The following is a 22393-nucleotide window of genomic DNA, read 5'->3' as shown; positions in this document are numbered from 1 at the left end:
TAAAAAATATGATGAATTTGAAAAAATCGGACACACGCAGAGTGTCCCTACGATCACGTTATTTGAAATTTTGGGGCTTTAAAAATAATTTATTCAAAATTCACGTTGATATTAATTCAATGTGATCGGTAGGGACGCACTGCGTGCGTCCGTAATACAACGATTACATTTTTTAGAAATATTAAAATCAATAATTTTTAATTTTTCGATCTCGATCGCAAAAAAAGAGGGAACAACAATGCACATCAACGAAAACACAATAGAGCAAGCCTGTATTCAGGCATTACAAGGCTTGGGGTGGGCTTATACCTTTGGTTCGGAGATTGAGCGGGAGCGAGCTGAAGAGGTGGTGCTGAAATCGGTGTTGGCGAATGCGATAACAAGGCTAAATCCGCAGTTACCGAGTAATGTGGTCAATGACGTGGTGGCGTTGGTGTGTAAGGGCGATATTACCGATTTAACTGAGCGTAATCAGCAATTTTACCGCTTGTTGCGTGAAGGCGTGCAGGTGGAGTATCGTGAAAATGATGAGCAGAAAATCGACATTGTTCGTTTGATTGATTTTCAAAATGTTCACAACAACCAGTTTGATGTGGTAAATCAATTTACCATTAAGGGGGTGAAAGGCAACCGCCGCCCTGATGTGATTTGCTTTGTGAATGGTTTGCCGTTGGTGGTGTTTGAGTTGAAAAATCCGCTTACAGAATCAGCCGATTTGCAACAGGCATTTCAGCAGTTCCAAACTTATAAAGCGGAAATTAGCGATCTCTTTGTTTTCAACCAAGCCCTTGTGATTAGTGACGGTACGCACGCTCGCATTGGTTCTTTAACCGCCAATTTTGACCGCTTTACACCGTGGCGAGTGGTGGACGAAAAAGCTAAACAGCGAGTGCCGTTTGAGAATGAATTGGCGGGGCTGGTGCAAGGCTTGATGTCGCCTGAAAATTTACTCAATTATGTGCAGAATTTCGTGCTATTTGAGCGTTCGGAAAGCGGTCTGTTAATCAAAAAAATTGCCGCTTATCATCAATTCTATGGCGTGAATGAGGCAGTGGAGTCCACGTTGCTTGCCGCAAGCGAGCAAGGCGATCGCAAAATTGGGGTAATGTGGCATACGCAAGGTTCGGGCAAATCCATTTCGATGCTGTTCTATGCGGCAAAATTGCAAGCCGAGCCAAGCTTACGCAACCCAACCATTGTAGTGGTAACCGACCGTAACGACTTAGACGGTCAGCTATTTGCGACCTTTTCAGCGGGTAAAGATCTTATTCGCCAAACACCCATTCAAGCAGACGGACGAGAAGCATTGCGAACCGAGCTTGCCAAGCGTGAAACAGGCGGCATTATTTTTACCACCATTCAAAAATTTGGCTTGCACGAGGGCGAAAATCAGCACCCGATTTTGAATGATCGCCACAACATTATCGTCATCAGCGATGAGGCTCATCGTTCGCAATATGGTTTTAGCCAACATTTAGCTATGGGAACACAATCCGCTACTTACCGAGTGGGCTATGCCAAACATTTACGAAATGCGTTGCCGAATGCCTCGTTTATTGGCTTTACTGGTACGCCAATTTCCCTTGAAGATAAAGATACTCAAGCAGTGTTTGGGCGTTATGTGTCGATTTACGACATTCAAGATGCGGTGGAAGACGGTGCAACCGTGCCGATTGTGTATGAGGCTCGCCAAATTCCGATTAACGAGAGCCAAGATTTCAAAAATGCGGTGCGTGAGGCGGACGATTTATTTTCGGACGATGAGCAAAGTTACAGTTTCCGCTTGCGTGAAAAGCTAATAGGGGCGGATACACGGCTCACAAAATTAGCGGAAGATTTGGTAAAACATTTTGAAAATCGCACCGCTTTAATGGACGGTAAGGCGATGATTGTGGCAATGAGCCGTCAAATTTGTGTGGTGTTGTATGACAAAATCATTGCCCTTCGCCCTGAATGGCATAGCGATAATCTCAACGAAGGGGCGATTAAAATTGTGATGACAGGCTCAGCAAGTGATCCTGACCATTTTCAACCGCACATTTATGGCAATCAAGAGAAGAAAAGCCTCGAAAAACGTTTTAAAGATCCGAGTGATCCGTTCAAACTTGTGATTGTGCGAGATATGTGGCTGACAGGTTTTGACGCCCCTTGTTGTAATACAATGTATATCGACAAGCCGATGAAAGGGCATAATTTAATGCAGGCAATTGCCCGAGTAAACCGTGTTTTCCGCAATAAAAGCCGTGAAAATGGTGGGTTAATTGTCGATTATGTGGGCTTGGTGGACGAACTTAAATCGGCAACGGCTGAATATACCAATGCAAATGGTAAGGGCGAAATGACGCAAGATATTGAGCAAATCAAACTCAAATTTTTAGAGTGCCTTGATATTGTGCGAGGAATGTTTGCCAGCCCTGTAAGCGGCCAGATTTTTCCATTATTTGACGCATTAAAAATTCACGATGAAATGGCGTTATTTGAGCAAATTCTAACGGCAGCAAACCATATTTTAAGCCTCGATCAGCAAAATCCTGTTGATGACAAAGCGAAGGATAAAACGCCACGCAAAAATCGCTTCTTGCAAGCGGTAAGATTAGCGAAAAAGGGTTACGGTTTGTGTGGTTCGTTGCCTGAAGTGCAGGTTTATCAGCGAGAATTAGCGTTTATTGATGCGGTGCGAGCAATGCTTGCAAAACGTGAGCCAAATTCGACCGTTAACCCTGCCGACCGACAGCTTAAATTGGTGGCGTTGCTAAACCAAGCGGTAAAAGCCGATGGGGCAGTGGACTTATTTGCGTTGCTTAATCGAGATCAGCCGAACATTGAGATTTTGTCGGAGCAGTTTTTAGAAAAAGTGAAAAATAGCCGCCACCAAGCGTTGTGGCTTGAGGCGATTCAACGTTATCTGCAAGCGGAAATTAAGGAAAAAGGAGCGAGTAATCTTTCCGTGCAAAAAGATTTTGAAACTCGATTAAAAGAGGCGATGAATAAATATCGCAATCAAAATCTCACGTTACTTGAAATTTTGGACGAATTATTGGCAATGGGGAAAGAATTTGCCGAACGTTTGGCTCGTGGCGAAAAATTAGGGCTAACGCCTGCGGAAATCGCCTTTTATGACGCTTTGGCTCAAAACGAAAGTGCGGTGCGAGAATTAGGCGATGAAGTCTTGAAAAATTTGGCAATGACAATCACCGAGAAGATCCGCCAATCTGCCACCATTGACTGGCAATTTAAAGATTCCGTGCGAGCCAAAATGCGAATTGAAATCCGCCGAGCGTTAAGATTATTCAAATATCCGCCCGATAAACAAGTGGAAGCAGTTGAGTTTGTATTAAGACAAGCGGAAGTGATTGCCGATGAATTAAGTTCACCTTAGTGTTGCTTTGTTAACCAAACAAAAACAAATTTGAAAAAAGTGCTTGCATTGGTTTTGGAAATCTCTATAATGAGCCACATCAGACGCGGGGTGGAGCAGCTTGGTAGCTCGTCGGGCTCATAACCCGAAGGTCGTTGGTTCAAATCCGGCCCCCGCAACCAGTTTTAAGGCTCACAGTTTTGATTAAAACTGTGAGTTTTGTTTTATATAGCCTTTGCTAATTTTCGATAACGAACATAATTCGCAAAATTTTGTATAAAACAAACCGCTTAAAGCCCCACGGTTTTCCGTCTGGGGTTTTTTTGTGGCTGGTACATAATAATCGTATCAAAAGAGCTGGTTAAGGCTCTTTTTTTATATCTGTCATTTAGGAGGCCTCCTTGGCAACTTTAGAACAAAAATTAGAAGAACTCGTTTCTGACACCATTGAATCAATGGGCTGCGAATTAGTCGGTATTGAGTGTCAACGAGCAGGGCGTTTTTTAACAGTACGTTTATATATTGATAAAGAAGGCGGCGTAACCATTGATGATTGCAGTGATGTGAGCCGTCAAGTGAGCGCAATTCTAGATGTTGAAGATCCGATTGCGGATAAATACAACTTAGAAGTTTCATCACCGGGTTTAGATCGTCCGCTCTTTACGCTTGCACATTACCAACGTTTTATCGGACAAGAAGTCGTGATTCATTTACGTATTCCGATGTTCGATCGCCGTAAATGGCAGGGTAAATTAGAGAGCGTAGAAGGCGATTTAATTACACTCTCGGTGGATAACGAAGCTCGCCAATTTGCATTCGGTAATATTCAAAAAGCAAACTTAGTTCCAGTTTTTAATTTCTAGAAGGTTAACCCAGAAAATGAGTAAAGAAATTTTATTAGCCGCAGAAGCGGTATCTAACGAGAAGTTACTGCCAAAAGAAGCTATCTTTGAAGCGCTTGAAACGGCATTAGCCATTTCGACTAAAAAGAAAAAAGAAATGGATATTGATGTGCGTGTGGTAATTGACCGTAAAACCGGTGATTTCCAAACTTTCCGTCGTTGGATTGTGGTTGAACAAGTACACAATATGACACGTGAGATCAGCTTAGAAGCGGCGCAATACGAAAACCCTAGCGTGCAATTAGGCGATATCGTTGAAGATGAAGTAGATTCAATTCCATTCGACCGTATTACGATGCAAACTGCACGCCAAGTGATCAGTACGAAAATTCGTGAAGCTGAGCGTAACAAAGTTATTGATCAATTCCGTTCACAATTAAATACCATCATCACTGCAACCGTTAAGAAAGTAAACCGTGATCAAATTATTTTAGATTTAGGTAACCAAGCGGAAGCGGTAATCGTACGTGAAGATATGCTTCCACGTGAAAACTTCCGTCCGGGTGACCGTGTACGTGGCGTATTATATGCGATTAAACCTGAGTCAAAAGGCCCACAACTTTTCGTAACACGTGCAAAACCGATTATGTTAGAAGAGTTATTTAAACTTGAAGTACCGGAAATCGGTGAAGATGTTATCGAAATTAAAGGTGCATCTCGTGATCCGGGTTCTCGTGCGAAAATTGCAGTTAAATCACACGATAAACGTATCGATCCAGTAGGTGCTTGTGTTGGTATGCGAGGTGCGCGTGTTCAAGCAATTAGTAACGAATTAGGCGGTGAACGTGTAGATATCGTACTTTGGGACGATAATCCGGCACAATTTGTGATTAATGCAATGGCACCGGCTGATGTAAGTTCTATCGTAGTTGATGAAGATAAACACGCAATGGATATTGCCGTTGAAAGCAAAAACCTTGCGCAAGCAATCGGTCGTAATGGTCAAAACGTACGTTTAGCTACCCAATTAACCGGTTGGACATTAAACGTAATGACTACGGAAGACTTAGATAAGAAGCATCAAGCGGAAGATAATAAAGTTATCGATTTATTCGTAACTTCATTAGAAATCGACCAAGAATTTGCACAAATCTTAGTAGATGAAGGTTTCTCTAGCCTAGAAGAACTTGCATTCATTCCGGTAAGCGAATTAACTTCTATCGATGGTCTTGAAGATGAAGATTTAGTGGAAGAGTTGCAAGCTCGTGCAAAAAATGCAATTACTGCAAAAGCATTAGCGGAAGAAGAAGCATTAAAACAAGCGCATATTGAAGATCGTTTATTAAACTTAGAAGGTTTAGATCGTCATATCGCATTTAAACTGGCTGAAAAAGGTATCACAACGCTTGAAGAATTAGCAGAACAAGCTACAGATGACCTTTCAGATATTGAAGAATTACCAGCAGACAAAGCAAGCGAATTAATTATGGCTGCTCGTCAAATTTGTTGGTTTAGTTAATCGTTGTAAGGAGTATAACTATGAGTGATAACGAAATTAAAAACGAAGCACCTAAAAAATTGAGCTTACAACGTCGCACAAAAACTACAGTGGCTGACGGTAAAGTTCAAGTTGAAGTGCGCAAATCTCGTAAAATCGATACAGAAGCGGTAAAAAAAGCGCAAGAAGAAGCTGCTTTAAAAGCAAAACAAGAAGCGGAAGCAAAAGCACAAGCTGAAAAAGAAGCAGCGGAAAAAGCGAAGGCGGAAGCAGAGGCAGCTAAAAAAGCGGAAGAAGCAAAAGCGGCTGAAGCGAAAAAGCACGCTGTACCGGTAATGCCTAACAGCAAGCCAAAAGCGGCAACACCAAAAGTAGAACAACCAAAACAAGAAAAAGCGCTTGATCCGGAAAAAGAAGCGAAGAAAAAAGAAGAAGCTGAACTCCGCCGTAAACAAGAAGAATTAGCGCGTCAAAAAGCGGAAATGGAAGCGAAACGCGCAGCAGAAAATGCGCGTCGTTTAGCGGAAATTGCACGTGAAGAAGCGGCTGAAAGCGGTGAAGAATTTGAAGATGATCGTTTTACTTCAAGCTATGCACGTGAAGCGGATCGTGATAATGACCGCCGTAGCGAAGCAAATCGCGGTCGTGGTAAAGGCGGTGTAAATAAAGCGAAAAAAGGCGATCGTGAAGATAAAAACGAGCGTAGCGCAGACCGTCGTAACCAAAAAGATGTGAAAGGTAAAGGTAAAAATGCGAAGAAAGGTTCTGCATTACAACAAGCCTTCACTAAACCTGTTCAAGTAAATAAAGCTGATGTCGTTATCGGTGAAACCATCACTGTTGCTGAACTTGCTAATAAAATGGCGGTAAAAGCAACCGAAATTATCAAAACGATGATGAAAATGGGTGAGATGGTAACGATTAACCAAGTTATCGACCAAGAAACTGCTCAACTTGTTGCGGAAGAAATGGGTCATAAAGTTATTTTACGTAACGAAAACGAACTTGAAGACGCAGTAATGGAAGATCGTGACGTTGATGCGGAAAAAGTAACACGTGCTCCGGTAGTAACCATCATGGGTCACGTTGACCACGGTAAAACGTCATTACTTGACTATATCCGTAAAGCGAAAGTTGCAGCAGGTGAAGCGGGTGGTATTACTCAGCACATCGGTGCTTACCACGTTGAAACCGATGACGGTAAGATGATTACCTTCTTAGATACACCGGGACACGCAGCGTTTACTTCTATGCGTGCACGTGGTGCGAAAGCAACGGATATCGTTGTTCTTGTTGTAGCGGCAGACGATGGTGTAATGCCACAAACTATCGAAGCGATTCAGCACGCGAAAGCGGCAGGCGCACCGATTGTCGTTGCGGTAAACAAAATTGATAAACCGGAAGCAAATCCTGATCTTGTAGAACAAGAATTACTTCAACACGAAGTGATTTCAGAGAAATTCGGTGGTGACGTTCAGTTCGTACCTGTATCAGCGAAAAAAGGTTTAGGTATTGACGAATTACTAGAAGCGATTCTTCTTCAATCTGAAGTATTAGAACTTACAGCGGTTAAAGAAGGTATGGCAAGCGGTGTCGTAATCGAATCTTATCTTGATAAAGGTCGTGGTCCGGTAGCGACGATTCTTGTGCAATCAGGTACATTAAACAAAGGCGATATCGTACTTTGTGGCTTCGAATACGGTCGTGTGCGTGCGATGCGTGATGAAAACGGTAAAGACATCAATTCTGCTGGCCCATCAATTCCTGTTGAGGTATTAGGTCTTTCAGGCGTACCGGCAGCCGGTGATGAAGCAACCGTTGTACGTGACGAGAAAAAAGCACGTGAAGTAGCATTATTCCGTCAAGGTAAATTCCGTGAAGTGAAACTTGCTCGTCAGCAAAAAGCGAAACTTGAAAATATGTTTAGCAATATGACGGCAGGTGATGTTGCAGAACTTAATGTGATTGTTAAAGCGGACGTACAAGGTTCGGTAGAAGCAATTTGCCAAGCATTAGCAGAACTTTCAACAGACGAAGTAAAAGTGAAAGTAGTAGGTTCTGGTGTAGGTGGTATCACCGAAACGGATGCAACTTTAGCTGCAGCTTCAAATGCGATTATGGTTGGTTTCAACGTTCGTGCGGACGCATCGGCTCGTCGTGTAATCGAAGCGGAAAACATCGACTTACGTTACTACTCAATCATCTACGAATTGCTCAACGAAATCAAAGCGGCAATGAGCGGTATGTTACAGCCTGAGTTCAAACAAGAAATCATCGGCTTAGCAGAAGTACGTGACGTATTCCGTCATCCAAAATTCGGTGCAATCGCTGGTTGTATGGTAACTGAAGGTGTGGTGAAACGTAACAACCCAATCCGTGTATTACGTGACAACGTAGTAATCTTTGAAGGCGAGTTAGAATCGCTCCGCCGTTTCAAAGACGACGTTTCAGAAGTGCGTAACGGTATGGAATGTGGTATCGGCGTTAAGAACTACAACGATGTAAAAGTCGGCGACCAAATCGAGGTATTCGAAGTAGTTGAAGTGAAACGCACAATCTAATTTCGTTTCATTAGTGAAAGCGGTCAGATTTCTGCATAAATTTGCAAAAATTTAGTAGAAACTGACCGCTTGTTTTTGGCGTAACATCGCTAATAACGACAAATTAGGGTATAATCCTAACAAAATTTTGAGGCGCTTCGTGGTGCCTCATTTGCATTTTGGAGAAAACATGAGCAGAGAATTTAAACGCAGTGATCGTGTAGCGCAAGAGCTACAAAAAGAGATTGCTGTGATTTTACAACGTGAGGTGAAAGATCCTCGTATCGGTATGGTAACGGTATCGGATGTGGAAGTGAGCCGTGATTTGGCTTATGCAAAAATCTTTGTGACTTTCTTATTCGATAATGATCAAAGCGCAATTGAACAGGGTATGAAAGGTTTAGAAAAAGCAAGCCCGTATATTCGTTCGTTAGTCGGTAAAGCAATGCGTTTACGTATCGTGCCTGAGCTTCGTTTTATTTACGATCAATCATTAGTTGAAGGCATGCGTATGTCTAACCTTGTATCGAATGTGATTAAAAACGACGAAGCTAAACATAAAGAGGAAGAATAGGTGTCTAGACCTCGTAAAAAAGGGCGTGATGTTCACGGCGTATTTTTATTAGATAAACCGCAAGGAATGTCGTCAAATGATATTCTGCAAAAGGTCAAACGCTTATTTCAAGCAAATAAAGCGGGGCATACCGGTGCATTAGATCCGCTTGCGACCGGAATGTTACCAATTTGTTTGGGGGAAGCGACTAAATTTTCGCAATTTTTGCTTGATTCGGACAAACGTTATCAAGTTACTGCAAAATTAGGTGAACGTACCGATACGTCGGACGCAGAAGGGCAAGTTGTTGAAACCCGTGCTGTGAACGTAAGTGAAACGGAAATTATTTCAGCGTTAGATCAATTTCGTGGTGATATTTTACAAGTTCCAACTATGTTTTCCGCATTGAAACATAACGGCAAACCACTTTATGAATATGCTCGTCAAGGCATTACGGTGGAACGAGAAGCGCGCCCGATTACGATTTTTGAGTTACGCTTTATCGAATATTCCGCGCCTTATCTTACGTTAGAAGTACATTGCTCAAAAGGTACTTATATCCGTACTTTGGTGGATGATTTAGGTGAAGTATTAGGTTGTGGCGCACATGTTACGGTTTTACGCCGTTTGGCGGTTGCAAATTATCCGATTGAAGCGATGATGAGCTATGCAGATTTGCAAAATTTAAGTGAAAATCAACCGCTTGAAGCATTGGATCAATATCTTTTACCTTTAGATACCGCCGTAGAAAGTCTGCCTAAAATAAATCTAACAGCAGAGCAAACCAAAGCGGTCGGTTTCGGTCAAAGAGTCAAATTTGAAAATATCGATCAAACTTACGGTCAAGTTCGTTTATTTTCAGAACATGGTCAATTCCTCGGAGTAGCGGAAATCACCAATGATAATGTGATTCGCCCGAGTCGAATGGTAAACCTTTAGTTTTTACGGTTTGTTTCTGCAAAAGTAGGAGCAGACCGCTTTAATGCAAAGAACAATATGAAATTCAAATTTTTAGCCATTCCTTTTACCGTGATTACCTTGGTAATTGCAGGCTGTTCAAATAAAAATTCATTTCAAGAATTACCGCTTGATGCGCAATATAACAAAGCTCGTACGCTCAATAACTTTAATGATTACGTACATTTTCTAAAACAAAAAGCAGCGGCTGCCGGCGTTTCGGATAAAACACTCAATGCACAACGTTTCATTCATTACAATGCACGTGCGGTACAGCTAGATCAGCAGCAAGCCGGGCGAAAAAGAGATCCAAATGCGCCTACACCGCAGCCGAATCCTAATGGTGTAACCAATTATCTCAACAAAGTGCTAACACAGGCTAAAGTGAATACGGCGGTTGAGAATTGGTATGAATTTGGTTCACCACTAACCAAAGCAAGCCAGAAATACGGCGTTCAAAAAGAATATATTATGGCACTTTGGGGCATGGAAAGTAGCTTTGGTCGTTACCAAGGTGATTTTGATGTGTTATCCGTTTTAGCGACACTCGCTTTTGACGGTCGCCGTGAAAAGCTCTTCACGCAAGAATTTGTCAATGCGATGAAAATGCTAGATGATGGCACGATCAATCGTTATGAAATGCAAGGTTCTTGGGCGGGCGCTATGGGGCAAACACAATTCATGCCGACTGCTTATTTAAGCTATGCCGCCGATGGTGACGGTGACGGTAAAAAAGATATTTGGAACAATGAAGCGGACGCGTTTGCTTCAATTGCTTCTTATCTTTCTACAGTCGGATGGGAAGACAGATTGCCTTGGGGAATTGAAGTTAAGTTATCTAGCCCAATTGATATGTCATTTTCAGGACTTGCGGAGAACCAAGCAAAAAGCTTAGGCGAGTGGCAATCTTGGGGAGTCTATCTCGCTTACCCAACTGCACAAGATAGCGCAAAATTAAGCGCACTAAGTGGTAAAAAATTATGGTTGGTTCGTCCGGATAAAGAGGTCGGCAGAGCATTCTTAGTAACCAGTAATTTCCGTACATTAATGGATTGGAATAGATCAAATAATTTCGGTATAAGTATTGGTAAATTTGCTGATCGTATTAATGCTTCTGTTGGGCAATAGCTAAAACAAGCGGTTAAATTTGTAAAAAATTTTGCAAATCTAACCGCTTGTTTATTTAATGAATGGCGTAAAAGCTATTCTTGCCAATATTTTTTCTTAGTGGTTTGCCCAATCCCCGGATTAAAGCTATTGGTCGGATCGAGAGCCTTATAGAACTTACGTAATTCTGGTTTTGCTTCATAGAGATGACCGACATTATGTTCCGCCGGATATTGCGCGCCACGCTTATCTAACAACTTCAGCATTTCGTGTTCTAACTTCACACAATCACAGCCTTTCTTGACAATATAGTCTTGGTGGAACACATGACACATAAAATGGCCATAATAGAGTTTATGACTAATTTGTGCATCAATTTCTGCCGGCAATTGTTCAAACCAATCTGGATCGTTACGGCGCAGAGCAACATCCAGTGCGACAATGTCTTCCACTTCTTGTTCATGGATTGCACGATAACGAATAGCCGCACTGGCAACCGCAAACCGGTGTAACATCGCTGCTTGCGTTTCTAACGCATTACATTCAAAAAAGTCGCCTTTTTCATGTTGAGTAAAATAGTGTTTAAGGTAGTTACGAGCTTCATCAACACCTTTACCCCCCATTTTGATAATTAAATGGTGTTCATAACGATCACGGAATTGCCATAAACTTTGTGGCAAATGTTCCGGCAATCCCTTTGAGATCAATTGCATGACCTTATCACTCAGATGATGTGGTAAGAATGGTATCTTTTTACTGAGACGATCGACATTTGCCTTTAGAGCAAACAACTTCGGTAGCCATTGAGTACCAAATTTTTTAATAACCCAGAATGTATCCTTACCATAACGAGCTGCCACATCAAAGGCATCACGATGAATGTATTCACCAGAAATTGGTAATTGTTCAAATTGACTCAGCATATGGCGACGTAAATCATTAAGAACATTGGTTTGATTGGTACCGATATAAAATACGGCGGTATCTTTTTCGAGAGGGAAAGTATCTAAACGAACAGCGAAGATAGCGAGTTTTCCGGCGCTACCAGAAGCTTCAAAATGGCGAGCTGGATCAGCATTGAAACGAGCAGGGGAGTTTTCATCTACTTGGCGAACATGATTGCAATAACTGTGATCATGTCCTTTTCCGCAATCTTGCTGAATATCTTTTTGTTGGTAACGTTGCATTTGCAAATTCGTTAGTATTTCTTCCGGTGTCGAACCTAACTCAATACCAAGGTGGTTATGCAATTCCAGTTCGCCTTGCTCATTCAATTGCGCATAAAGTGCCATTTCCGTATAAGCAGGCCCTCGTTGTACCAATGCACCGCCCGAATTATTACAAATTCCACCGATTACAGAAGCACCAATACAAGATGAACCGATGACCGAATGAGGTTCTCGCCCATATGGTTTTAACTGATTTTCAAGTTCATTCAGTGTCGAACCGGGTAAACAAACTACTTGCGCTGCATGATTAATCAATTGAATACCGTTAATCCGCATCGCATTAATAATCACAATATCACGATCGTAATCATTGCCACTTGGGGTAGAGCCGCCGGTTAAGCCCGTATTAGCCGCTTGGTTAATCACAATCACATCATGCGCAACACAAGCTTTTAAAATCTGCCAAAACTCCAATAAATTGGCAGGTCTAACGACTGCAAGCGCTGCACCGGAACCAAAGCGATAACCGCTTCGATATGACTCTGTTTTAGCCGGTTCGGTAATAATATGTTGATTACCTACAATTTGAGTAAGTTGTGCAATAAGTTGTTGTGCAGACATTTTGTTATCCTCTTGTAATAAGAATTAACAACATCATAACAGACAAAATATCTACTTGTTGAGCAAATTTACGTAAATAAGCGGTCATTTTTTGCGAAAAATTTGCAATTTTTCATTAAATAAGTAATCTTGTCGCTACCAAACACGATGTTTGGTTTTAAATGAGGAAATAAATATGTATTTTGAAATTTATAAAGATGCGAAAGGTGAATTCCGTTGGCGTTTAAAATCTGGCAATCACCAAACTGTCGCAACAGGTGGGGAAGGCTATGCAACTAAGCAAAGCTGCCAGAAGGGTATTGAAGCGGTGAAAAAAATTACTGCGGAAACTGAAGTTAAAGACTTAACCAAAGAATAAGCATAACCTCTATGCAATAAGTAAAGCGCTGAGATTCAGCGCTTTTTTCTTTGTATATAAAAAATGCCCTCAAACGAGGGCATTTTGCTTTAAAAGGATTATAATTAACCTTGAGTTGCTTGAATCGCAGTTAATGCGATTGTATATATGATATCGTCAACTAACGCACCACGAGAAAGGTCATTAACCGGTTTACGCATACCTTGAAGCATTGGACCGATAGACACTAAATCTGCAGAACGTTGTACCGCTTTATATGTCGTATTACCGGTATTTAAGTCTGGGAATACGAATACCGTCGCTTTACCGGCTACCGGAGAGTTAGGCGCTTTAGAACGAGCCACATCTTCCATTACCGCCGCATCATATTGTAACGGACCATCGATAATTAAATCAGGACGTTTTTCTTGTGCGATACGAGTCGCTTCTTTCACTTTCTCTACGTCTGCACCAGAACCTGATGTACCTGTTGAGTAAGAAATCATTGCAACACGTGGGTCAATACCGAATGCTTTCGCTGATTCTGCAGATTGAATCGCAATTTCAGCTAATTGTTCTGCTGTCGGATCTGGGTTTACCGCACAGTCACCGTACACAAGCACTTGGTCTGGTAATAACATGAAGAAGATTGAAGAAACAATTGAACTACCCGGTGCAGTTTTGATGATTTGCATCGGCGGACGAATTGTATTTGCTGTGGTATGTACCGCACCAGATACTAAACCGTCAACTTCACCAGCTTCTAACATCATCGTACCAAGTACTACGGTATCTGTTAATTGCTCACGCGCAACAACTTCTGTCATACCTTTGTTTTTACGTAACTCAACTAAACGAGCAACATAGTTTTCACGTACTTCTTCAGGATTGATGATTGTGATACCTTTACCTAATACCACACCTTGAGATTCCGCTACACGTTGAACATCAGTAGGATTTGCTAAAAGTACACATTCTGCGATACCACGTTCAGCACATAATGCCGCCGCTTTCACGGTACGAGGTTCATCACCTTCAGGTAATACGATGCGTTTTTTCGCTTGACGCGCATATTCAGTTAATTGATAACGGAACGCTGCTGGAGATAAACGACGAGCACGAGTTGCCGCTTTAGATACTTCATCAACGAAACCAGCGTTGAATTGGCTTGCAACATATTCTTTGATTGAAGTAATACGCTCTTTATCATCTACTGGCACTTCTAAGCTAAAGCTTTGTAAGCTAAGCGCTGTTTGCCATGTGTTACCTTCTACACGGAATACCGGTACACCAGATTCAAATGCTTGTTGGCAAAGTTTTGCAATTGGAGTTTCAATTTTATAACCGCCGGTTAATAAGATTGCACCGATTTCAACGCCATTCATTACCGCTAAAGATGCAGCTACTAAAACTTCCGGACGATCCGCAGAAGTTACTAATAAGCTACCTGCTTTGAAATGATCAACCATATGTGGAAGGCTACGAGCACAGAACGTTACGCCACGGATACGACGAGATTGGATGTCACCTTCATTGATAATTGCAGCGTGTAAGTGTTTCGCTAAATCAATCGCACGAGTCGCAATTAAATCCGATTTCCATTCAACGCAAGCAAGTAATTTGATTGGACTTTTCGCAAATAATGCTTCCACTTCAGCAACATTTTGTGTGCTATGTTGGAATGAATCGAAAATTTCCGTTAAGTCCGGGCGAGTACGGCCAGATTCATCAACCGGTGCATTAAATTTGTTGATGATCACACCTAATAAGTTAGGGTTGTGACGACCACCGAATTCTGAAGCAGCCGCTTCAATGCGTTCTTTTAATTGTGCCGGTTTATCTGAACCTGGTGCCGCAACTAAGATGATTTCCGCATCTAACGCTTGAGCAATATCATAGTTTACGCTATTTGCGTATGAGTTTTTACGTGTTGGAATTAGACCTTCAACAACGATAACTTCATTATTTTTTGATAACTGTTGGTGACGCTCAACCACTTTTTCTAATAAAACATCACTTTGGTTTTGACCAATTAACGCTTCCGCTTCGCTTAGCATAAATGGTTCGCCCACTTCTGTGGTTTGTGCAGCTTTAATGATAGAAGTAGAGCGGTCTAAAGTATCTTCACCGGTAATCGGTTGTGCGATAGGTTTTAAAAAGCCAACTTTTGTGCCTTTTTGCTCTAATGCATGAACTAAACCAAGGCTAACACTTGTTAAACCCACGCCGGTTGTGGTTGGAATAAGAATAATCGTTCTAGACATATTTAATCCGTTTATGTGAAATAGGAAAAGGGCAGAATTGTCTGCCCCTTGGAATTATAATGCTAATTTAGCTGTATCTTGTGCAATCACTAATTCTTCGTTTGTAGGGATTACTACTGCTTTGAATGCTGAGTCATCAGCAGTAATTGTACCTGATTTACCGAAGCGTGCTGCTAAGTTACGTTCGTTATCTAATTTGATACCGAATAATTTTAAGTGATTTAAGGTTAATTCACGTACGTGACCTGAGTTTTCACCGATACCGCCAGTAAATGCGATAGCGTCTAAGTGAGAATCACCTAAGATTGCCATATATGCACCAATATATTTTGCTAAACGGTAGCTGTATACGTCTAATGCACGTTTTGCTTCCGGTTTTGATGCATCGTCATAGTTATCTTCTGCATAACGACAGTCGCTAGTTACTTCTGTTAAACCTAAAAGACCTGATTTTTTCACTAATGTATCTTCGATTTGCTCCATTGACATACCTAAGTTTTTGTATAGGTAGAAAATGATTGCAGGATCGATGTCACCTGAACGAGTACCCATCACTAAACCTTCTAATGGTGTTAAACCCATTGAAGTATCGATACATTTACCGTTACGAACAACAGATACAGAACCACCGTTACCTAAGTGACAAATAATTGCGTTTGTTTGATCTACCGGTTTACCTGCTAATTCAGCAACTTGTGATGTGATGAATAGGTGGCTAGTACCGTGCGCACCATAACGACGAATACCATTTTCTTTATATAGTTTGTATGGAAGTGCGTATAAGAATGCTTCTTCCGGCATTGTTTGGTGGAAAGCCGTGTCGAATACGGCAACGTTTTTCTCTTTTAATTCAGGGAAAATACGGAACGCTTCTTGAATACCGATTAAGTGAGCCGGATTGTGAAGTGGTGCGAATTGAATTGCGTTTTCGATGCCTTTAACTACATCGTCATTGATAACTACAGATGAAGTAAATTGCTCACCACCGTGAACGATACGATGACCGATAGCACCAATGCTTGCCTTTAATTCTTCCGATAATAATTCATTTGCAATGAATGTTAATGCTTCGCTATGTGCTGCACCCGCACCTAAATCTGCATTGCCTTTTTCGCCGTTTAATTTCCATTTGATACGAGCGTCTTCTAAATGAAATGCTTCTGCTAAACCAGATAATTTTTCATCACCTGTTTTAGGATCTAAGATAGCAAATTTTAGAGAAGAGCTACCACAGTTAAGGATAAGGATTAAGTTTTTAGACATGTCAAACACCTTTTTTTCTTTGTTTATGAAAGGATTGATAAATTGACACACAGTGGCGTGTGTACGTCTTTATAAGAATACACTTTTCGGCACATAAAATAAATTCCTATTCCAAAATAATAGTGAAAAACTGCTTAAAATTTGATTCGAGCCAGCGTTTTATTTCAAATTAAAGTACAAATTCTGAATAAAGGACCAATTTTTATTTGCACTCGATCACGAAATAGGAAAAAAGCGCTAGAGCATAAGCGGTTATTTTCTTACAATAATTTGCAATTTTTTATGTCAAACAAGGAGGAGTGTTTCTATGCTAAATAGAAGACGTTTTATTCAATTAGGTGCAAGCGCAATGCTTGTGTTAGGCACACAACGTTTTGCATTTGCAGCTGGTGGGGCAAGTAATAATGCGGATTTACGTATTATTGCAACAACTGATATTCATAGTTTTTTAACCGACTTTGACTATTATAAAGACGCACCAACCGAAAAATTCGGTTTTACTCGTACGGCAAGTTTAATTGAACAAGCTCGTAAAGAAGTGAAAAATAGTGTGTTGGTGGATAACGGTGACTTAATCCAAGGTAACCCAATCGCCGATTACCAAGCAGCGGTGGGTTCAAAAGAAGGAAAAGCAGATCCGGCTATTAAGGCACTTAATGCAATGAAATATGAAGTCGGTACGCTCGGTAACCACGAATTTAACTATGGTTTAAGCTACTTAAATAACGTGATTAAACAAGCGCAGTTCCCGATCGTGAATGCTAATATTGTAAAACCAGGTACAGACGAACCGTTCTTCCAGCCTTACTTTATTCAAGAAAAAGCTATCGTTGATACAAACGGCAAACCTCAAACATTAAAAATCGGTTATATCGGCTTTGTTCCACCACAAGTTATGGTTTGGGATAAAGCAAATCTTGAAGGCAAAGTTGAAGCACGTGATATTGTCAAAACTGCCGAAAAATATGTACCAATTGTTAAAGCGAAGGGTGCTGATGTGATTATCGCATTAGCACACACAGGCCCTTCTGATGAACCATATAAAGAAGGAGCAGAAAACTGTGCATTCTACCTTGCTGATGTGAAAGGCATTGATGCGGTTATTTTTGGTCACTCGCACCGCTTATTCCCAAATAAAGAATTTGAAAAATCACCGAATGCCGATATTGCAAAAGGCACAATGAAAGGTGTTCCTGAAAGTATGGCCGGCTATTGGGGTAATAACCTCAGCGTGGTTGATTTAAGTTTAGCGGAGCAGAACGGTAAATGGGCAGTTGTAGACGGAAAAGCGGCACTGCGCCCGATCTATGACGCTGAAAAGAAAAAAGCAACGATTGAAAATCATCCGGAAATTACAACATTACTTAAAGAAACACACGAAGCAACCCGTAAATTTGTGTCACAACCGATTGGTAAAGCTACAGATAATATGTATAGCTACTTAGCGTTAGTACAAGATGATCCAACGATCCAAATTGTAAACCAAGCGCAAAAAGCTTATGTAGAAAACGTTGTTGTTAAAGGTTTACCGGAACTTGCCGGCTTACCAGTATTAAGTGCCGGCGCGCCATTTAAAGCAGGCGGTCGTAAAAATGACCCAACAGGCTTTACCGAAGTGGATAAAGGTCAATTAACTTTCCGTAACGCAGCAGACTTATATCTCTATCCAAATACTTTAGTGGTAGTAAAAGCGACTGGAGCAGAGTTAAAAGAGTGGTTAGAGTGCAGTGCCGGTATGTTCAAACAAATTGATCCGGCTAGCTCACAACCTCAAGGTTTATTAGATTGGACCGGTTTCCGTACTTATAACTTTGACGTAATTGATGGAGTAGAGTACCAATTTGATATTACTCAACCGGCGCGTTACGATGGTGAATGCAAATTAATCAATGAAAATGCACATCGTGTGGTTAATTTGACTTTCAATGGCAAACCAGTTGATCCGAAGCAAGAGTTCTTAATTGCGACCAACAATTACCGTGCATACGGCGGTAAATTCCCAGGTACTGGTGATAGCCATATCGTTTTTGCTGCACCTGATGAAAATCGTCAGATTTTAGCAAATTACATTTCGGCAGAAAGTAAAGCAAACGGTCATGTTGTACCAACGGCAGACAAGAACTGGCGCATTGCACCAATTAATGCAAAAGCTAAATTAGATGTTCGTTTTGAAACTTCTCCAACCGAAAAAGCAGCAGCATTTATTAAAGAAAAAGCGCAATATCCAATGACTTTAGTCGGCACAGACGAAATTGGTTTTGCTGTATATCAAGTTGATTTAACGAAATAATTTGCGTTATTTTTAATTACCACGGAATACTCGGATTACACCGATATTTTATCTAATCTATCTGAGTATTCCGTGGTTTTATCGTTGCATATTGATATTCGCTCTAATTTGATCAAAACTAATCTGTTTCACTAATTTACCGTTTTCAAAAATCAGTTCTAATAGATCATCAGAAAAATCATCCTTAGCAGTTAACTCATCAATATAATGATCGAAAGCAATTACTTTTACTCGACCTTTTTGTGATTTTTTTAAGCCGTCATCTGTTTTAGGATTTTTAAAAATCGCTTTCTCAGCACCATTGATTGTAATTGAAGTTGCTTTTACCGCAAAACCAAGCGTATCTCGCGTATTGCGCTGATAAGTCTGTGCCCCAACACCAAACACAATATTACTTGAAGCAAAGCCTTTTTGCTCAAGCCCTTTCAACACGGATAACATTTTATCGTAAGTCACACCATCACCGTAAATAGCGCCAATATGAGGGTCTAAAACTTTATAGCCCTTGGTATTAATTGTTCCACCAAAAATATCCCATAAGCATTCAATTAAACCTTTACGCTCATGCTCATTACAAGCGGTCGAATTTCCGCAAAGAATTGCAAAAAAATCACCGCTATCAGGACGAATAACGACCTTAGCATGCGCAGGGCGAGCCATAATTTCATCTTTTAGTAATGGCAAGTTAACACTAATGTTATGCCAAAAATCGGTCGTATCCGCTACAATTGATAACATACTATCCGGAAATTTCTGCATTAAATAGCGGAAAGTAGGTAGCTCATCCACACCATGCGCACTCATAACCGAATGTTCAGAAGCGGGTATAGAAGTGCCAATTAAGTTCTGTGAACCATAATAACTGCTGATAAATGAAATCGCTGGGATAGTGTCCGTACCTAAAAAACTGGTTAAATGACCGGCTCCGGACATCTCAGCGGATTCTAACGAACTCATTCCTCGCATTGAAAAGTCATGCGATTGAAATGGAATATGAGCTTTATTATCACAGGTTTTCTCTGCAAATTTAGCCAGAGCAGAGCGATAAGCAAATGCAATTGATGCAGACGTCATAGGCTGCCATAAACAGACATTAATCAGCGTTTCTAAATAGTTGGTTAACCAAAAGAAATCCGGATGTGTATTTTCAATCGTCATTACCGGCACTTTAATTGCAACCGATTTTCCTTCCGGAATCGCCTTGATACGAATAGGTAAATAGCCTAATTGATGCAATTGCGCAATATGTTCACCGGAATCCTTAATCTGTAGTGTTTGAGCAATAAATTGCGAATATTCTGATACAACCTCAGCTTTTGGGCGATTAAAAAAATTATCATTAAAGTAATGGATTAAATATTTAGTAATAAATGCTTGGACTCCAAAAGAAACAACACGGATTAAATAAGGCGCTTGTTTATTGCTACGAGGGGTAAAGGTGCTATACAGAATTTGCGTATTTTCAGGATACTGAATTCGATGAGACGTTTTATAAAAGTCGCATAATAAGGATGGAATCGCACTCGATCTTTGATATTTGTTTAATAAACTACACATAATGCTACCTTAATCTTTTTTAAACTAAAATAAAGTCTACCATATGCAACAAACAAATGATAAGGATTTATTTTATTTCTATAACCATATGTACAGATAACAACAAATTTGTAATATATATTAACCAAATGCATTTGGTGATCTTATATGTAACTCGCATTATAGAGTTAATATTAACTAGTATCAAAAGCTGCAAATGCCTGTACAAATTTGACCGCTTATAGATAGCATTAAAACTAAAAAGAATAACACTAGATATGCTATCAAAGTTACAATCATTTTACTTCGCATAATGTAGATTATGTTAAATAGAAAATTATTTTATATATTTAGAAATATTAGCTTGTACTACTTTCTTTATTTAACCACCACAGAACACACGGATTACACAGAAAGCTTAATCCTTTGATTATTGCCGAAATATATATAGTTTGGTTTATTATCTTACATCAACAAACATGCCCCATTCCTTCCGCGTACTCTGTGTATTCCGTAGTTAATATTTCATAAAAAACAAAACCCCAACAGTTTTCACCATTGGGGTTTTAAGCTTATTTAGTTAAGCGTTGGCAAGAATATTACCAGTAAACACGCATACCTACACCGATAGCTTTATCAGTTGTTTTGCCGTTATAGCTGTAACCATTGCCCACTGCATCGTAGTCTTTAGTTTGAACGTATTTACCTTCAACAAATGCTACAACTTGTTTGTGGAATTGATAGTCAACACCTAATAAGAAACCGTGAGTTTTCTCTTTTGCAGAATCAGCTTTAGCTACAGTTGTTTCTGCACGCTCATATAAGTAGTTACCATAGATACGTGAAGCTGGGATCACTTGGTATTGGAAACCTGGTGCTACGAAGAATGCTTTCGTACGTTCGCTACCATCTTTTTCATATTTATAACCAAAGTCACCAACTAATTTTAAATCACCAATAGTATAGCCTAATGCGATTTCATAACCATCTTGGTAATGTTTGTGGTTTGTACCTGTTGCATAGTTAGAACGACCGATACCACCTTCAACATTAAATGTGTTACCACCTAATTGCGTTTCATATACCGCACCTAAACCATATGCATTTTTAAGTTCATTCGGTAATACTTCACCAGCCGCATCACGTTTTTCTGCAAAGTTATAGTTTGCACCGATCTGTAAACCTTCAATACCTTTATAGTCATAGCGGATCACTTGGTTACCTGAAGTTGCGATATATGATGGTACGATACCGTATTCGTAATCATCTGTTTGACCGTAATCATCAGCAATTGTTAATTGACGACCAAATGTTACTTCACCATACTGTTTGCTACCTAAACCAACATATGCACGTTTAGCGTATAAATCACCAAATTGATCATCTGAATTGTTTTTATCAAAACGAATTTCTAAACGACCTAATGCATAGAAATCATTACCTAAGTCATGATTTACACGTACACCAAAACGTGAGCCAGCATTACGTAATTGTGAATGCGCATTTTTATTTTTTACTGTTTGACCGTTTGCATATTTAGTTTTTGAACTTGCTTGTTCAAGCACTAAACGTAAAGAACCATCAACCTGTACTTTAGTACCTTCTGCGTCATACACTGTTACAGCTGAAGCTGATGCTGCGAATGCCGTTACTGCTAATGCAACTAGAGTTTTTTTCATAATGTTCACCTTAATTTTTAATTTTAAGTTTATTTAAAATTACTCTCGATAAGGTGTAAGAGTAATTTTCCAAAACTAACATTTACCGTGTAAGAATTCTTCAGTAAATGTGATTGCGAGCGAATAATGGCAAAATCAACATAACCTGTCAATAGTGCTACACTCCAAACACAAATGCGTAAAAAACCATTTAAAAACAACAGGTTGCAAAAAACATTTACAAATCAAAATGAAATTTGCTTAAAAAAAGATAAAACACTCCAAATTTAAGCTTTATCTAAGTTATTGATATAAAAGTCATTTTTTGTATAACTTTGATATTTATTAAACTTACAAAAAAAGTTATTTTTTTTGTGATAAAGCTCACAAATTTAGAAAA

The 22393-nt window shown here is 40.1% G+C and carries 14 protein-coding genes and 1 tRNA gene; 10 read left to right on the top strand and 5 right to left on the bottom strand.

Translation table 11 applies throughout. The features are described 5' to 3' along the window. Positions 1-238 precede the first annotated feature (238 nt). The 8 genes from ASU1_RS03665 (at position 239) to ASU1_RS03630 (ending at position 10876) form a co-directional block, all read left to right on the top strand. The gene (locus ASU1_RS03665) at positions 239-3379 is read left to right on the top strand and encodes a type I restriction endonuclease subunit R (protein WP_014991509.1); all 3141 of its coding nucleotides are present in this window, start codon (positions 239-241) and stop codon (positions 3377-3379) included. A gap of 84 nt (positions 3380-3463) precedes the next feature. Then, a tRNA-Met gene (locus tag ASU1_RS03660) sits at positions 3464-3540 on the top strand. A 219-nt stretch (positions 3541-3759) separates the two neighbouring features. Next, entirely contained in the window at positions 3760-4221 is a 462-nt protein-coding gene (rimP, locus tag ASU1_RS03655) for a ribosome maturation factor RimP (protein ID WP_014991508.1), read from the top strand. A gap of 16 nt (positions 4222-4237) precedes the next feature. Then, the gene (nusA, locus tag ASU1_RS03650) at positions 4238-5719 is read left to right on the top strand and encodes a transcription termination factor NusA (protein WP_014991507.1); all 1482 of its coding nucleotides are present in this window, start codon (positions 4238-4240) and stop codon (positions 5717-5719) included. Between the two features lie 20 nt (positions 5720-5739). Further along, positions 5740-8259, top strand: a complete 2520-nt coding sequence (gene infB / locus ASU1_RS03645) for a translation initiation factor IF-2 (protein ID WP_014991506.1) — start codon at positions 5740-5742, stop codon at positions 8257-8259. A gap of 169 nt (positions 8260-8428) precedes the next feature. Beyond that, positions 8429-8812 (top strand): 30S ribosome-binding factor RbfA, encoded by a 384-nt coding sequence (rbfA, locus tag ASU1_RS03640; RefSeq protein WP_014991505.1) that lies wholly within the window; start codon positions 8429-8431, stop codon positions 8810-8812. Then, a complete protein-coding gene (truB, locus tag ASU1_RS03635) occupies positions 8813-9730 on the top strand; it encodes a tRNA pseudouridine(55) synthase TruB (protein ID WP_014991504.1) in 918 nt (305 codons plus the stop codon). It begins immediately after the preceding gene. 57 nt (positions 9731-9787) lie between these two features. Then, positions 9788-10876 (top strand): lytic murein transglycosylase, encoded by a 1089-nt coding sequence (locus tag ASU1_RS03630; RefSeq protein WP_014991503.1) that lies wholly within the window; start codon positions 9788-9790, stop codon positions 10874-10876. A gap of 74 nt (positions 10877-10950) precedes the next feature. On the opposite strand, the gene dld is transcribed toward ASU1_RS03630, so the two are convergent. Then, on the bottom strand, positions 10951-12645 hold the full coding sequence (gene dld / locus ASU1_RS03625; RefSeq protein WP_014991502.1) for a D-lactate dehydrogenase: 1695 nt from the start codon (positions 12643-12645) through the stop codon (positions 10951-10953). Positions 12646-12820: 175 nt separating this feature from the next. On the opposite strand from dld, the gene ASU1_RS03620 reads away from it, so the two are divergent. Further along, on the top strand, positions 12821-13003 hold the full coding sequence (locus ASU1_RS03620) for a YegP family protein (RefSeq protein ID WP_005622847.1): 183 nt from the start codon (positions 12821-12823) through the stop codon (positions 13001-13003). Between the two features lie 104 nt (positions 13004-13107). On the opposite strand, the gene pta is transcribed toward ASU1_RS03620, so the two are convergent. Both pta and ASU1_RS03610 read right to left on the bottom strand, forming a co-directional pair. Further along, a complete protein-coding gene (gene pta / locus ASU1_RS03615; protein ID WP_014991501.1) occupies positions 13108-15246 on the bottom strand; it encodes a phosphate acetyltransferase in 2139 nt (712 codons plus the stop codon). A 54-nt stretch (positions 15247-15300) separates the two neighbouring features. After that, positions 15301-16509 carry an acetate kinase gene (locus ASU1_RS03610; RefSeq protein WP_014991500.1) on the bottom strand — a complete coding sequence of 403 codons (1209 nt, stop codon included), beginning with the start codon at positions 16507-16509 and terminating at the stop codon, positions 15301-15303. A gap of 307 nt (positions 16510-16816) precedes the next feature. Here ASU1_RS03610 and cpdB point away from each other — a divergent pair, with 307 nt between their 5' ends. Beyond that, on the top strand, positions 16817-18799 hold the full coding sequence (gene cpdB, locus ASU1_RS03605) for a 2',3'-cyclic-nucleotide 2'-phosphodiesterase (RefSeq protein ID WP_014991499.1): 1983 nt from the start codon (positions 16817-16819) through the stop codon (positions 18797-18799). A gap of 78 nt (positions 18800-18877) precedes the next feature. On the opposite strand, the gene ASU1_RS03600 is transcribed toward cpdB, so the two are convergent. Both ASU1_RS03600 and ASU1_RS03595 read right to left on the bottom strand, forming a co-directional pair. Beyond that, a complete protein-coding gene (locus ASU1_RS03600; RefSeq protein WP_014991498.1) occupies positions 18878-20356 on the bottom strand; it encodes a nicotinate phosphoribosyltransferase in 1479 nt (492 codons plus the stop codon). A 578-nt stretch (positions 20357-20934) separates the two neighbouring features. Further along, the gene (locus tag ASU1_RS03595; RefSeq protein ID WP_014991497.1) at positions 20935-22014 is read right to left on the bottom strand and encodes a porin; all 1080 of its coding nucleotides are present in this window, start codon (positions 22012-22014) and stop codon (positions 20935-20937) included. Positions 22015-22393: the final 379 nt, after the last annotated feature.

This window comes from Actinobacillus suis ATCC 33415 (genome assembly GCF_000739435.1).
GTDB lineage: Bacteria > Pseudomonadota > Gammaproteobacteria > Enterobacterales > Pasteurellaceae > Actinobacillus > Actinobacillus suis.
Note: the sequence above shows the minus strand (reverse complement) of the source record. Positions and strands in the feature narration are given on the sequence as shown.